Source organism: Microbispora sp. ATCC PTA-5024 (assembly GCF_000511135.2).
Classification (GTDB): Bacteria; Actinomycetota; Actinomycetes; order Streptosporangiales; family Streptosporangiaceae; genus Microbispora; species Microbispora corallina.
The window spans coordinates 1740150-1753492 of sequence record NZ_KI866522.1 but is presented as its reverse complement, the minus strand read 5'-3'; the positions used below and the strand labels follow the sequence as shown (position 1 = coordinate 1753492).

Here is a 13343-nt window from a genome sequence, read left to right as displayed (position 1 = left end):
CCTGCGGACGCTCCAGGTGCCCTGTTTATAGGACATCACCAATATCTCCGCCATGATGAGAAAAACGGTCGCCCTGGACGCCGTCGCGGGTGCCGTCATCGGGGCCGCCGCTGTGGCCAGCGACGGCCCCGCCGCCGTCTCCTCCACCACGTCCCTGCGACTGTCCGGCGGGCTGATCCTGAAGATCCCGCCACCTGGCGGGTTCACCGGAGCGCCGACCAGGTACACGTGGTGACCGGCGCCTTCGCTAAGCCCGCAGGCCACTACTTTGAGCGCGGGTGCCGCGGCTTCTGGTGATGGGAGCGAAGACGCTCAGGATCGGGGGCGAGGGCTACCGGCGTTACGATCCCTGCATGCCTCAATCCCGCACGCCATTGGCGGCCCAGGCGGCCCACCTTGCCGACGACGTACTCGGTCACTGAACAGCCGCCGAGGGACTTGAGTTCGGTAGCGGCGTAGCCCCAGTCGCCGTCCTGCCAGACGAATCGATCCTCCGCCGGTCGGCTCCGTCATTCCTTGATCACGTCCTCGTCCGGGCGGTCCAGGTAGCCCAGGGACTTCATCCGGCGCTCGAACTCCTCAATGTCGCAGCGGGCGATGAGCACCTCGCCACCCTCGTCCCAGGCGGCCCACGCGATGTGCAGGTCGTCGCGGATGTTGCCCGATCCGGTCCAACAGTGGCTGTTGCTGATGGGGGAGCCGCCGTCGAAGCCGTAGGAGTCCTCGGTGTAGTAGCGGCTGGGCATAGGTAACGGAGGGAACTCTTGGTGGGGGTCCATCGGGACGAGGACCCAGTGATGGTCCACCCCGGCGGCCAGGTGCAGGATGCCGTTGATGTGGACCCGGACGGCGATCAGCTTCTCGTACCAACGGTAGAAGCGCTCGTCCTCGGGCGGCCACGCGCGCTCGCGTGTCGCGTCGTGGTCGTCCCGGTCCTCCTCGTCCCAGCCGTAATCGCCGCCCGGGAAGTCGTCGTACTCGTACAGGTCATCCACGGCGTGGAACTGGTCGAAGACCGGCGTGACGAGACCGGCGACCCGCTCGGCGTCCTCGCCGGGGCACTCGATCTCCACGGCGGCCTCGGAAGGGAAGGTCAGCAGATCTGGCATCCGGTCGAGGGCGGCAGTCAGGGGGTCAGCCGGAACCGGGCCGAGATCAATCACTTCCACCGGTTCCTTGGCCCGTCGGCTGAGCAGTTCCAGGCGGTTCTCCCGGACGTGCAGGACCCGGGAGATCCTCCTGCCGAACATGCGCCACGCCCGGACGCTAAGCATTACCTTTCCGGTCTGGCCGAGCGGGCGGCTCGGATACAGGCAGTCTGCGACGAGCCGTTCCGGCCGGGAAGCGGAGCGTACGGGCACGGGAAGAGGCCAAGGCAGATTGACGAGCTGCTCGGCGGCATCGGGAGCGGTGGCATCGAGACCGGGGCGTGCTCCGGCGGCGGTGTCCACAGCGGTCGGTGTCACGCTGATCCAGTCATCGACGCGGATAGGAATGACCGTCATTTGTTTCCTCGGGGGAACATTCCGAAGGTTCGGAACGCGATCGATGGATGCTTCGCCCGACGATGTTGCCGTTCACGCTGTGCGAGCGTTTGAGAACGACACATCCGGTGGTGGGAGAGGTGTTCTTGGCCGGCCCTCGAAGAGGGCCGGCGCGGGGGAGAGGTCGGGTGGGGAACTACCTCAGGTGCTGCTGATCGGCGCATGCGCAGCGGCTGCCGCTGCACATGTCATGGCTTCCGTTGTTGCAGTAGATGCAGGTCCCGTAGCCGTTGCCCATCTTCTGACTCCTTTGCGTCGTCGACAGCCACAAAACTATCCAGTCGGATCGCCAAACACAAGCACACAGTATGTGAACTATGCACACACATTGATGGCTGAGATGGATTGCTCACCTTGAGCCTGTGGGGTCGCTGACCCAGTGCGAGAAAGCTGCGAGAGACGGCGTGCTCACCGGAGCGTGAGATGTGCGGGTTCCGAAAGCACGGCGGCCGCTGCCGGGAAGTCGGCCAGGCGGGTGGCGAGCGTCTCGACGGCGAGTTCGCGGGGCAGCAACGCGCTGAACTTGAGGCCGTTCAGCGCCCTGTCATCGATATCGGGTTGGCTGAGCTCACCGGCGAGGTCCTGCCGCCACCCGGTGCCGTTCAGGTCGTTCCTCAGCCTGATGTACAGGTCGTCCACGCGCTGGGTCGGATCGGCGAGCGGGCCCAGCGTGGCTTTGATCGTGGCGTTGGCGCGGTATCCGGCCCAGGTCCACCACAGCAGGTCTCCGTCGATTCGCACGATCACCGTGCCGCCGGGATGGACGAGGTCACGGCTTTCTTCCCGTATCCGCGTGAGTCCGCTCACCGCCCGCCGGGTGAGCTTCACCGGAGGGTCGGCGCCCAGGACGACGTCCCGCATGGCTCTCGACAGGGCGAAGGATGCGCCGCCGGACATCGAGGTCGCCCAGCGTGCCTTGCCGCCGCCGCCTTCGACTGGCTGGACGAAGCACCGCCGCCGTTTCCAGTCGATCCAGTCCACGACCCAGGTACGGCCGGCAAGCAGCAGGAGGCGCGGCCCCGAGACGGCGGACGTCAGGAGACCGGGATCCGTCCGGCCGATCTCGGCGTTGCCGCGCAGAACGGTGAACTCCGGCGGGGCCGTGAACACCGCGGTGAGATCCATGAAATTCCGGCGGCCGAAGCGCTGCTCGGCCTGAGGGCCGACGAGCAGAGCGCCGCCGTCTCGCTCGAGAAAGCCCTGGGCGATGAGATGGTCGAGCACCTGGCGCGCGTGCTGTTCGCGGAATGGGCCGAGGCCGTGCCACCAGTCCGGCCACAGGGCGTCGCCTATGCGGCCTTCCTGCAGGGTGAGTGCGAGGAGCTGCTGCGCGACGATGTGCCGAGGCGCGGGCGGCGGCTGCAGGGGCTCGACGTAACCCGTGCTCCACAGCAGCAGGAGCCCCGCTGAGGCGAGGAGATCCTCCGGGGTCAGGGCCAGGACGAGGCAGTTGCGCCTGACTCCTGAGCGCCTGCCCGTGCGTCCCAGGCGCTGGAGGAACGACGCGACCGACCACGGAGCGTTGATCTGGATGACCCGATCCAGGTCTCCGACGTCGATGCCCAGTTCCAGTGTGGAGGTCGAGACGATGACGCAGTCGCGAGACTGGGCGAAGGCCTCTTCGGCGCGCCGGCGCTCCTCGGCCGAGAGGGAGGAGTGGGAGAGGAACGTCGTGACGCCGTGGTCGCGCAGCAACTGACCGAGCTCTTCCACCATTCTGCGGGAGTCGCAGAAGACCAGTCGCTTCTCGCCCTGATGCAGCGCCGCGATGACGCGGGCGGCGTTGGCGACGGAGCCGACGTGGTCCAGCTCCACATCGGCGGCTCCGGGATCCGCTCCCGTCTCCGGGGCGATCACTCCCGCGGGTCGGCTTCCCGCGCCCGACCCCTGGAGCCAGGAAAGCAGTTCATCGGGATTGCCCACCGTCGCCGACAGGCCGATACGCTGGAGCGGCCGTCCGGTCAGCCGGGTGAGGCGCTCCAGGACGGCCAGCAGGTGCCAGCCCCGATCGTCGCGGGCGAAGGCGTGCACCTCGTCCACCACGATCGCCTGCAGATCCGCCAGCAGTCGGCGATGGTCCACACCGGTGCTGATGAGCATGGCCTCCAGGGATTCCGGGGTGGTCAGCAGGATGTCAGGCGGATCACGCAGGATCGCCTGGCGGCGAGAGCCGGACACGTCCCCGTGCCAGAGCTCGACCCGCCTGCCGAGCCAGCCCGCGTACGCCTGCAGGCGCGGCACCAGGTTGTTGAGCAGGGCCTTCAGCGGGCAGACGTACAGCACCGACAGGCCGGTCCAGGTCTGTTCCTCCATCATGGACAGCAACGGGAACGTCGCCGCCTCGGTCTTGCCTCCGGCCGTCGGCGCGATCAGCAGCGCGTCCTGCCCCTCGCCGATGGGGCCGAGCGCCTCCTGCTGGAGGGGCCGCAGCCGGGCCCAGCCGAGCGTGTTGGTGAGGTGGTACGCGATCGTTGGATGCAGCGCTAGGGTCGGCGAGGTCACGGCAGGTCGAGCTCCACTTCGTCCGCGGAGACCGCCGGGCGGCCGCGGCGGAACGCGTTCAGCTCGTCGTCGTTCAGCTCTCCCTCTGTGACCGTGACCTGCCGGTAGTCCCGCCGGGGGTCGAAATCCTCGTGATCCGAGACCCGGTACAGCACGTCGGCGACGAGTTTGCGGAGGAAGATGCGGGGCGCCACGCCGGCTCCCAGGTGTCCGGCGACCGCGGTGGCCAGGTCCTTGACGTACGCGTCGTCGATAAGGTCTCTGATCCGCTGCTCGGCGGGATCTCCCCGGGCGTACAGGTCGCGTACGGCGCAGCCCAGCTCAACCAGTTTGTCCCGGTCAAAACCGGTGAGCCGGATCTGCACCGCGCGGGCGGTGTCGAACCGCGCGTCGGTTTTGAAGTCGACATGCAGTCGCTGGGCCAGGGCCGGGGATCGTTGCACTCCCTGCTGGCCGTCGTAGAAGGCGGGAGTGCCGGTGATGACCAGATAAAGGCCGGGGAAGCGGCCCTTGTCGATCTCGTCGATCAGCTGCCGAAGCGTGTTGAGGCTCCGTTCGCGGTTGTCGCTGCGCATCCGCTGCAGGGTCTCGACCTCGTCCAGCACAACCAGCAGTCCCGGGTAACCGCAGTCGCGCAGCACCACGAGCAGGCCCTGCAGGAAATGCAGGGCCGCGGTCGAGTCGACGTCCCCCTTGAGCCCTGCATAGCGGCGGATGCTCGACGCGACGTTCGGCTCGCCGCCCACCCAGGCGAGCAGGCCGTCCGCTGTCGCGTGGTCGCCCGACAGCCGGGCCCGGCGGTAGAAACGGAGGGCGGTCGCGAACGCGGGTGCGTTTTTGGCGGTCTCGGCCAGCCGTGACTCGATGAGGTCCTCGACCGCCGTGCTCATCGCCCTGCGGTCGTCCTTCGCGACCCCGGCGTCGTCCTCCAGAGCGAGAAGCCACGTGTCGACGATGTCCCGCAACGCGCTGGGCGGCGAACTCGCGGTGCTCAACCCGCCGATCAACGACCGGTAGACGGTCTCCAGCCGGTGCAGGGGCGTGGTCCGGTCCGAGATCTGGATCTCGCTGGTCGCCATCTTCTTCCGCTTGGCCCTTTCGGCCAGCCAGCGGGCGAAGAACGTCTTGCCCGAGCCGTACTCGCCACGGACCGCTTTGAATCCCGCGCTTCCGGCAGTCACCGCCGTCAGATCGTCGTCGAGCGCCTTCTCGAACCGCTCCATGCCGACCGCGAACAGGTCCAGGCCGTTGCGCGGCACGGTCCCGCGGCCGAGAGCGTCGATGATCTGCCGCCGCCTTGCCCGGCTCACCTTCGCCGTCACGGCTCATCCTCCTCGAGGAACTGCTCTTCCAGCAGCCGCACGTTCAGTTCGACCGTACGGTCGCCGTCCTTGAGCATGACTACGTCGCTCTGCTCCACGTTGAGCAGGTTCTTCAGCGCCCGCATCAACAAGACCGTCCTGTCTGCGGTGTCTGCCAGCAATACCGCGATGTTCGCCACCGAGTCGCGTCCAGTGCCCGCGGCGAGGTGGTCGATGAGACGGGCCACTTCGGCGTCATCGACGACGCCACCCCGGGGAGCCAGCCTCCGCTGCTCGACATAGGTATCCGAGGCGACCACCCGCTGCCCCAACGACGGCCGGACCGGAGGTGGGAGCTGTACGGCCGGCGGCGGTGAGGGCCGCGGTGCCGGGGTGCGTGGTGCTGTGGCCGTTCCCGGTTGCGATGTCGGCGGCAGGGGCGCAGAAGTGGGCCGCGACTCTGGCTGCGGAGGTACCGGTGGTCGAGGCGCAGCCGGCTGGGACGGCGGGCGTGGCGCGACGACGGGAGGCTTGCGAACGGAGACGGGAATCCGTTGCCGCTCGGCGGACTTCACAGCCGGCGGCTGCGACAGGGACGGCCGACTTCCCGGTGTCGGCCGGCTCACGGGCACACTGACACGGCCCGCGCCTGGCAGGTGGATCGGGGCGGCAGACCCGGTGTGCAAGGGCGCCTGTGGCCGAGGGGGGCGGGTCACCGCGATGCGCTTGCGGCCGAGCAGAGCCTGGACCCACTCGGCCGCGATCGGGCGGGTGCCGCGCGGGCCCTGCGCACGGGTGAAGAGCTCTCTGACCGCGGTGACCACATGGTCCGGCAGGCCGGGGAGCAGCGCCGGCTCGTCACCGGGCCGCACGGACGCGGTCCGCGATAGCACCCGGCCGACCAGCAGCGCGAGCTTGTAGCGGTCGGTGTCCAGGTCGGGTCCGCTGGAGGGCTGGTGCGGATCGTTCCAGTCCGGCGTGTGCGCCTGCCGCAGCACCGGTTCCGCCCCGTGCCGGCGCAGGCCGTCGCAGTCGAGCATGAAGACCTTGTACGGCTGACCCGGGCGCCACAGGAGGTTCCGGAAGGAAAGGTCTCCGACGATCCACCCATGAGTGTGCAGCAGGTCGATCAGCTTGGCGGCCAGTGTCGCGATCTCGAGGCGGCCTTGGATGTCCGGCTGGTGCAGGTCCTGCCACGCCCAGTTCGGCTCGTACAGCAGATACTGCAGCTCGACCAGCTTGGGCTTGCCGCCGATCGTGCCGTAGAAGTCCTTGGGCACGTGCGGCATGAGGAAGCCGGTCACCTGGCCTCCGTGCACCACCCTCGCGACGGGCCAGGCGCACTGGTCCAATAGGGCGCGCACTTCCGCGGCCGTCTGGCGATGACCGAACTCGACCAGCTCCGCAAGAGCCGCGCCGTTCACCTGGCCGGCCTGCGGCATGTACTCCTTGTAGACGAGGTTCTCCGGTCCGAGCACACGGGTGACCACTCCCTGGCCGCCCTTGTCGAGGGGGTCGGACTCAAGGGGCAGCGTGGCACGGTGCCGGTCGAGCGGATGAGGCGTGAAGGCCATTCAGACCCTCCAGATGCACACGGCGGTCCGGTCGTCGTCGTGCGTCTTCGCGCGGAAACTCATCTGCCAGAAGAACTCGGGCAGTGTCGGCGGCCGGCTCCACCAGCTCGCCAACTGGGTGCTCACCTGCGGTCCGCGCATCGGCTTGGCCAGGCCGTCCGTGCACAGCAGCAGCATGTCGCCCGGGTACAAGTCGGCATAGCCGACTTCGACATGCTCGATGTCGTGAGGCAGCGCGTGGGTCGCCGAGGTCGCGACCCCAGTGTCGGCATCGTCATCGCCGAAGCACGACGTCCAGACGCCCCTGCGCAGGTGCCACGCCACGCAGTCGCCAACCCGGACCAGCACAGCGCGATGCACGGACGCCTCGGGCCCCTCCTGGACCCTGGCGGCGAGGAACGTCGTGGACAACTCGTCCGGCGGCATCCCCCGTTCGTCCGCCCGGTTGCGGATCTCGCCGGCGACGCCGCCGACGAAGTCCCGGGCGTCCGTCACGTGGTCAGGGTCGATCGGCAGCGTGGAAAGATACGCCTGCGCGACCTCGCAGGCCGTGGCCGCTCCGACATGTGAGCTCTCCTTGCTGCCCAGTCCGTCCGCCACGCAGGCCAGCATCGTGCGGTCGCCGTCGTGCCAGAGCCCCATCGCGTCCTGACGTACGGTGCCGTAGTAGCGGTGCGCGTCCCCTCGAATTGATGCGGCACGTACCTCCAGCCCGGGCAGCGCGGCGCCGTCGATTTCGGTGTCCGGCTGCCGTACCGTCGGCAGCGGACCCGGCTGTGAGATCACCCGCGGCTCACGGCCGATGACGAGCGGCTGGGGAAATCCGGGCACAGTCTCCGCCGTCGAGGGTGCCTCGTACTCCTGGACCTGTTCCATGTGCGGTTCCTCTTCCGGCTACTGTTCGCGGTCAGAGCGGGTCGGGGGCGAGGACCGTGTAGCCCGGCACCTGGTCGGGGATGATGAGCTGGGCCGTGCCCGAGGGGTTGGAGGACGACGCGACGGCCGACTGGACCACGGAGTTGAGCAACTGCCGCGCGAACTCGCGGAGAGCCTGTGTCGGTGACATGCCGCCGTTGGCGACGAACGCCCGGAACGTGGCCACCTGCTGCAGGGTCGCCGGATCCACGTCTCCGAAGCCGAACGCCAGGATGGTCGGGTGAGCCCTGAAGTCGCGGCTGACCAGGTTCTTGTGCTCCACGTGCCAGTCGTCCGTCGGGAGTCCGTCGGTGAGGAAGAACACCGTGGGCCGGTACGGCGCATGCCCGGCCTGCTTCAGCCCCGCGATGTCCTGCTCGATCGTGCGCTTCAGCAGGGAGAACGCGGCGCCATAACTCGTCGCGCCGCGCGGGGACAGCTGTGGGATGGAGTGCACGTCGTTGAGGTCGGCCAGCGGGAGCAGCACCTCGGCGGTGCTGCTGAACCCGATGATGCCGAGCCTGGCCCGGTCCGCCACGACCGGGTTGCTGGCGATCTCCTGGTAGATCAGGGGAAGCTCCTGGTTGATGGCATCGAGGGGCGGTCCCTGCATGGAGTACGACTCGTCGCAGACCAGGTAGAAGGGGAGTACCTGTTCGCTCATCAGGTGGTCCTCAGCTCTCAGTGGTGGGGGAGCAGCCGCCGGTGACGAAGTAGATCTCCATGGAGATCGACCCGCTCGGCGCGGCGAGGTCATGGAAGTTACGGGTGGCGGCGGTCTGGAAGATGGAGGGGAACGCCTCGCCCGCGGCGACGTTGACCCGGGTCGCCAAACGCACCCCGTCTCCCGTGCCGCCGTTGGCGCCGAAGGTCAGCACCATGCCGGCGTGCCGTCCGGCCAGGCGTTTCTTGTGCTTGCGCAATTCCCGCTTCACCTCGGCGAGCAGCTCCTCGTCAGAGGCCACAGGGTTCACGCGGAAGGAGACCTTGGTGGGTTTGGCGGCCACCCCGGCGACTCGGGTCGCGCAGGGTGACGGAGAAGGGCTCGGCGAGGGCGACGCGGTTCCCTTGCCCGCGAGAGGCTTGGCCGGGATGGGTGGCGGCGCCTGCGCGCCCAGCATGATGATCGTGAGCCCCAGCATGAGGTCGGCGAACAGCCAGCCGGCGAGGAGCAGCGATGGGGCAGAAGTGCGACGGCCGATCACGGGTGCCATCCCTCGGCCCGCTCGCCGCTGTTCCCTGCGGTGCCTGAGGCGCCGCCCGCGTCGAGGGGGGCGGGAACGTGCGGTTCATTCGTAGCTCGGGCCGGGATGGCTGTGGCGTCGGTGCTGGAGCGGTCCCCGGCATCGACAGCGAGGCCTGCCGTGACGGCTGCGGCGGCCTGCCGTACCGCCTCGTCGAGCCGACCGATGGCGGCCTGCAGTGCGGCGATATCGGGGGCGGTCACCTCACGGACGGCCGTCGGAACCGTCTGGAGGGCTTGAGCCAGGTCCGAGGGCAGCCGGTCCAGGGCGTCCCGCGTCTCCTCAAGCAATCGAACGGTGCGACCCGCGGAGTCCGAGACCATCTCGATCCTCGCGGCATGCGCGCTTGCGGTCCCGGCCCAGTTGTCGAGCGCCTCCCTGATATCGGCTCCGGCGCCGCCGAAGACAGCGGCGAGGGTGCCGCTGCCGTTGGTGAGGGCATGACTTATCCGGTCTCCGCTCTCGGTAGCGGCGGTCTCCACGCGGGCAACGGCCGTACCGATACCGGCCGTGGTGCTTACCAGCTCGCCGACCCGCGCGTTCAGGCTCGCCGCCGTGTCGCGAACGGCCTGCCCGGTCGAGGCCGCCAGGTCGCGGACGACCTGCCCCGTGGATGCAGTCATATCCCGTACGGCCTGTCCCGTCAGGGTTGCCAGTTCATCGAGCGAATTCCGCACGCCGGTGGTCGAGTCGAGGATCACGGTGCCGAGCCGGTCACCGACGCGGTCCACCGCCTCATCGGTCTTCTCACCCACTGAGTCGATGGCGTAGGCGGTCCGTTCGACCGACTGGAGCAGGGTCTCGGCTGCGGATGTTACGGCGGACATGTGCTTGTCGAGCGTGTCGATCGAGTCCCGCACCTGGGCGACGCCCGCCGTCAGCGCGTCCGTGGCCTGGCCGGTGGCCTCCAGCGCCTTCTCGAGCTCCTCCACGACCTGCGTGTGGACCTTGCTCATGGTCCTGCCGACCTTGTTCAGCTCGCTCGCGCTCTTGGTCAGCTCGGCCTGGAACCGGGCCGGGGAGGCCAACCGTACCTGTCCGAGTAGCAAGGTCGCCCGGGTAAGCGCGGCCAGCAGACGGGAGCGAAGGGCGTCGGCCTCTTCTTCGGCCCGCTGCTCGATCGTGCGGCGCAGGAGCCGCTCGCCGAGAGTGACGACGATGAGCACGCCGATCACCCCCAGCGTCATGAAGGCGACCCTGTCGAACCGCAGCCAGCCCGACAGCCTCCCATCGAAGCCCTGCTGCCACATCTCCAGGAACGGCCGGCGCGCCGCCTCGACGCCTTCGGCCGTAAGGGTCTCGCCGTACGCCGTCGTGGCCGTCTTGAGCCCGAACCAGGTGGTGACGATGGGGAGGAAGACGAGTACAGGCTGGACCACATCGACGATCTTGAGCGCCTTCTGCCCGATGCTCGTAACAGATGCGACCGAGCGGACCGACTCGGCAGGCGGGAACGCAGCGAACAGGTCCACCTCGCACCACCGCTCGGCCTGATCGGGCGTGACGACGGCCTCTGCCAGCTCGCGAAGCTGTTCGGCTCGGGGCTTCAGGCCCGGGTGCTTGGAGAGCACGCGGAGTTCGGCGGCAAGATCCTGGTCCGTCACGGAAGTCCGACGTCCTCTCGTCAGAATCGGTTCAGCGTCAAACGGGATTCCGGGTGGACCGGTCCAGACGCGAGAAATCGGCGCGATCTTCCCGATTTCGTGGTGCAAGTGTCAACCATTGCACGTTCAAATGGTTAGAAATGCCTATGCGACCAGTGGGGCGAAGGCGGATCAAGGCCTTCAGTTCCGGGTGAGGGCCCAGGCGCCGTCGGCGTGGACGGTGACAAGACGGGTGCCTGCAGGGAGCAGGACCTTGCCCCGGTAGTGGCCGATCTCGTTGATGAGGTAGTCGGGAAAGCTGCTGAGGCGGGCGTAGCTGTGCAGGATGAAGTTGGATTCGCCGTTGTGCGTCGCGCGCATGGTGTGCAGGCCGCGGGTGGGGGAGAGCTTGAGCACCTGGTCGCCGGTACCGCGGATGGTGGCGGCGCACCAGCAGCGGGCCCTGTTCAGAGGTTGGAACGTCGCCGTCCAGGCGCCGTCGGCCTTGATCTCGAGCCCTCTCGTGCCCTTGGTGCCGTAGTCGTTGTAGAGCACCGTGCCGTCGTACGGGCCGATCTCGTTGACCAGGTACTCTCCGGTCCCTCCGCGGAGGTCGATCGTGTGGACGATGAAGTTGGACTCGCCATCGTGGGTGAAGTGGATGAGGCCGGGCTTCTTGGTGGCGTGGAGGCGGACGACGTCGTCGCCCTCGCCGCGGAACTTGGTGTCGGCATGCGCGGTCGCCGGCAACGTGAGTGCGGCGGCGGCCAGCGTCAGTACGGCGAGCATGCGGCGGATCATGGCGTTCTCCTCAGGAGGGGTAGCGGTCGGTCCAGTAGCTGTGTGAGGTGGGTTCTGCCAGGAGGTCGTAGGTGATCTCGACGATGGTCTGTCGGCCCTCTACGCCGTTGAGCCAGTCGGCGGGCAGGGCTCTGAGCCCCTGCTGGGCGCCCAGGATGTTGCCGCAGATGGCCCCGGTGGAGTCGGAGTCGCCGGAGTGGTTGACCGCCAGGAGGAGGGCCTCCCGGGGGTCGGGTTCGGCCAGCGCGCAGTAGACGGCCATCGCGAGGGCCTCCTCCGCGATCCATCCGGCGCCGAGGGATTCGACCGCTTCGGCGGTCGGCTTCGAACCGGAAGCCAGATGGACGGCGGCGCGCAGTGCGCCCACGGTCTCCTGGTGCGCGGGGCAGCCGGTGAGCCGGCCGAGTGCCTGCTCTACGGCGTGCCTCAGGGAGCCGCCGCGGACCAGGTCGTGGATAATCGCGGCGAACGCGCCGGCGGACAGAGAGGCCGTCGGATGGCCGTGAGTGAGGTAGGAGCACCGGGCTGCCGTCTCGAACGGGTCGACCCCCGTGAGTCCGAACGGCGCGGAGCGCATGACCGACCCGCAGCCCTTGGACATCGGATTGATTGCACCGATGGAGCCGGGGGCGGGCACCTCCAGGTGCCGCCCGCCGGCGGAGACCCCTGACAGGCAGGCGGTGCCCGGCGCCCGCCGCGCGTACAACCAGTTCTCCTGCCGGAGCCAGCCGTTGCGCGCGCGGTCGTCCGGGGCGGGCGGCCCGGGGAACTGCTGGGTGTCGAGCCAGCGCAGGTAGGCGCCCCAGACGGCGGCGACGGGGTCGCTGCCGTGGAGGCGTGCGCGGATCAGCCCCTCCGCCGTGAACAGGGTCATCTGCGTGTCGTCGGTGACCTCGGTCGAGACCATGTCACGCAGTCCGTCCGGCCCGTGAGCGGCACGGATCTGGGACAAGGACATGAACTCGAACGGGTTGCCCAGGGCGTCTCCGATGGCGCCGCCGAGCATGCAGCCCATGACGCGGGAGTAGTACCCCATGCCTCACCGATCCAATGAGACCGTGACGCCGCCGGAGAAGACCGAGTCGTGCAGTTCGACGGCCTTGAGGGTCAGGTTCTTCGGCACGTCGAAGAGCAGGATCCCCTTGACGCTGTTGCCGGGGTTGATGTTGTTGAGGAACGCGTTGGAGCCGGACAGGCCGAGCGCGGCGGCTCCCGAGTCGGCGTCGAACTGGCGGCCCTTGATGTCGATGAGCTTCTGCGCCGAGTCGGTGAACATCTGGGCCTCGTCTCCGATGTTCTTCACCGTCAGGTGGATCAGCACGTACTGACCCTGGGCCTTGGAGACCGTGAAGCCTTCGCCGACCTGCGACAGTCCCTTCTCGACCTTGGTGACCTTGAAGGCGAACTTGCCGTCCTTGACCACGTCTCCCAGGCCGGGTGCCCGCGGCTTGCTGGGCTTGGCGACGTGAGTCGTCCGCTCACGTGTCTGCGTCAGGTTCACGGGTGTGTCGTCGCCGCCACCGGGCTTGAGCACCGCGCCGAGAACGACCAGGCCGACCAGCACGGCGACGCCGATCAGCATGGCCTTAAGGCAGCCGCCGCCCTTCTTCTGCACGACAACGGTCTGCGGGTAGGGCGCCGGGTAGCCGTGCGGCGGCGGCTGGGGAGGGTTTGCATTCATGAGAACGGCCTTCTTTCGTCGTCGCCTGTGAGGGGTCCCGCGACGGAGGAAGCGGTTGGCGGCACCGTCAGTAGAGCATACTGTGAATCGATGACACAACTTATTTTCGGGTTGCCTAAGGGTGCGCGCTGTGTCATGTTTCTTGCGGCGCGACCGATCCCCCACTCGAACTCGCGCGCCACCTGACATCACCTCGGA

12 protein-coding genes are annotated in these 13343 nt (G+C 68.4%); 1 reads left to right on the top strand and 11 read right to left on the bottom strand.

Annotated features, from left to right (window positions below):
* Positions 1-52: 52 nt before the first annotated feature.
* Positions 53-235, top strand: a complete 183-nt coding sequence (locus MPTA5024_RS40700) for a hypothetical protein (RefSeq protein ID WP_157099329.1) — start codon at positions 53-55, stop codon at positions 233-235.
* A gap of 274 nt (positions 236-509) precedes the next feature.
* Here MPTA5024_RS40700 and MPTA5024_RS07665 read toward each other — a convergent pair whose 3' ends face one another.
* The 11 genes from MPTA5024_RS07665 to MPTA5024_RS39390 form a co-directional block, all read right to left on the bottom strand.
* Positions 510-1250, bottom strand: coding sequence for a hypothetical protein (locus MPTA5024_RS07665; RefSeq protein ID WP_036321095.1), 741 nt, complete (start codon positions 1248-1250; stop codon positions 510-512).
* Between the two features lie 702 nt (positions 1251-1952).
* Entirely contained in the window at positions 1953-4046 is a 2094-nt protein-coding gene (locus MPTA5024_RS07660; protein ID WP_036321093.1) for a DEAD/DEAH box helicase, read from the bottom strand.
* Entirely contained in the window at positions 4043-5368 is a 1326-nt protein-coding gene (brxD, locus tag MPTA5024_RS07655) for a BREX system ATP-binding protein BrxD (protein ID WP_036321091.1), read from the bottom strand. The genes MPTA5024_RS07660 and brxD overlap by 4 nt, the downstream gene beginning before the upstream one ends.
* A complete protein-coding gene (locus MPTA5024_RS40695) occupies positions 5365-6921 on the bottom strand; it encodes a hypothetical protein (protein ID WP_051457826.1) in 1557 nt (518 codons plus the stop codon). Before MPTA5024_RS40695 ends, brxD begins: the two co-directional genes overlap by 4 nt.
* Positions 6922-7797 carry a PP2C family serine/threonine-protein phosphatase gene (locus MPTA5024_RS07645; protein ID WP_036321090.1) on the bottom strand — a complete coding sequence of 292 codons (876 nt, stop codon included), beginning with the start codon at positions 7795-7797 and terminating at the stop codon, positions 6922-6924.
* A 31-nt stretch (positions 7798-7828) separates the two neighbouring features.
* Complete coding sequence (locus MPTA5024_RS07640; RefSeq protein WP_036321088.1) at positions 7829-8500, bottom strand: vWA domain-containing protein; 672 nt, start codon at positions 8498-8500, stop codon at positions 7829-7831.
* Positions 8501-8510: 10 nt separating this feature from the next.
* Positions 8511-9050: a hypothetical protein gene (locus MPTA5024_RS07635; RefSeq protein WP_051457825.1), complete on the bottom strand. Its 540-nt coding sequence runs from the start codon at positions 9048-9050 to the stop codon at positions 8511-8513.
* On the bottom strand, positions 9038-10684 hold the full coding sequence (locus MPTA5024_RS07630) for a methyl-accepting chemotaxis protein (RefSeq protein ID WP_051457824.1): 1647 nt from the start codon (positions 10682-10684) through the stop codon (positions 9038-9040). Before MPTA5024_RS07630 ends, MPTA5024_RS07635 begins: the two co-directional genes overlap by 13 nt.
* 180 nt (positions 10685-10864) lie before the next feature.
* Positions 10865-11464 (bottom strand): hypothetical protein, encoded by a 600-nt coding sequence (locus tag MPTA5024_RS07625; RefSeq protein WP_051457823.1) that lies wholly within the window; start codon positions 11462-11464, stop codon positions 10865-10867.
* Between the two features lie 10 nt (positions 11465-11474).
* Positions 11475-12500 carry an ADP-ribosylglycohydrolase family protein gene (locus MPTA5024_RS07620; protein WP_036321084.1) on the bottom strand — a complete coding sequence of 342 codons (1026 nt, stop codon included), beginning with the start codon at positions 12498-12500 and terminating at the stop codon, positions 11475-11477.
* A gap of 3 nt (positions 12501-12503) precedes the next feature.
* Complete coding sequence (locus MPTA5024_RS39390; protein ID WP_198167004.1) at positions 12504-13145, bottom strand: DUF4352 domain-containing protein; 642 nt, start codon at positions 13143-13145, stop codon at positions 12504-12506.
* Positions 13146-13343: the final 198 nt, after the last annotated feature.

Coding starts and splice junctions, on each gene's coding strand:
- MPTA5024_RS40700 (WP_157099329.1), top strand. CDS start 53: ATGATGAGAAAAACGGTCGCCCTGGACGCCGTCGCGGGTGCCGTCATC.
- MPTA5024_RS07665 (WP_036321095.1), bottom strand. CDS start 1,250: ATGTTCGGCAGGAGGATCTCCCGGGTCCTGCACGTCCGGGAGAACCGC.
- MPTA5024_RS40695 (WP_051457826.1), bottom strand. CDS start 6,921: ATGGCCTTCACGCCTCATCCGCTCGACCGGCACCGTGCCACGCTGCCC.
- MPTA5024_RS07645 (WP_036321090.1), bottom strand. CDS start 7,797: ATGGAACAGGTCCAGGAGTACGAGGCACCCTCGACGGCGGAGACTGTG.
- MPTA5024_RS07640 (WP_036321088.1), bottom strand. CDS start 8,500: ATGAGCGAACAGGTACTCCCCTTCTACCTGGTCTGCGACGAGTCGTAC.
- MPTA5024_RS07635 (WP_051457825.1), bottom strand. CDS start 9,050: ATGGCACCCGTGATCGGCCGTCGCACTTCTGCCCCATCGCTGCTCCTC.
- MPTA5024_RS07625 (WP_051457823.1), bottom strand. CDS start 11,464: ATGATCCGCCGCATGCTCGCCGTACTGACGCTGGCCGCCGCCGCACTC.
- MPTA5024_RS07620 (WP_036321084.1), bottom strand. CDS start 12,500: ATGGGGTACTACTCCCGCGTCATGGGCTGCATGCTCGGCGGCGCCATC.
- MPTA5024_RS39390 (WP_198167004.1), bottom strand. CDS start 13,145: ATGAATGCAAACCCTCCCCAGCCGCCGCCGCACGGCTACCCGGCGCCC.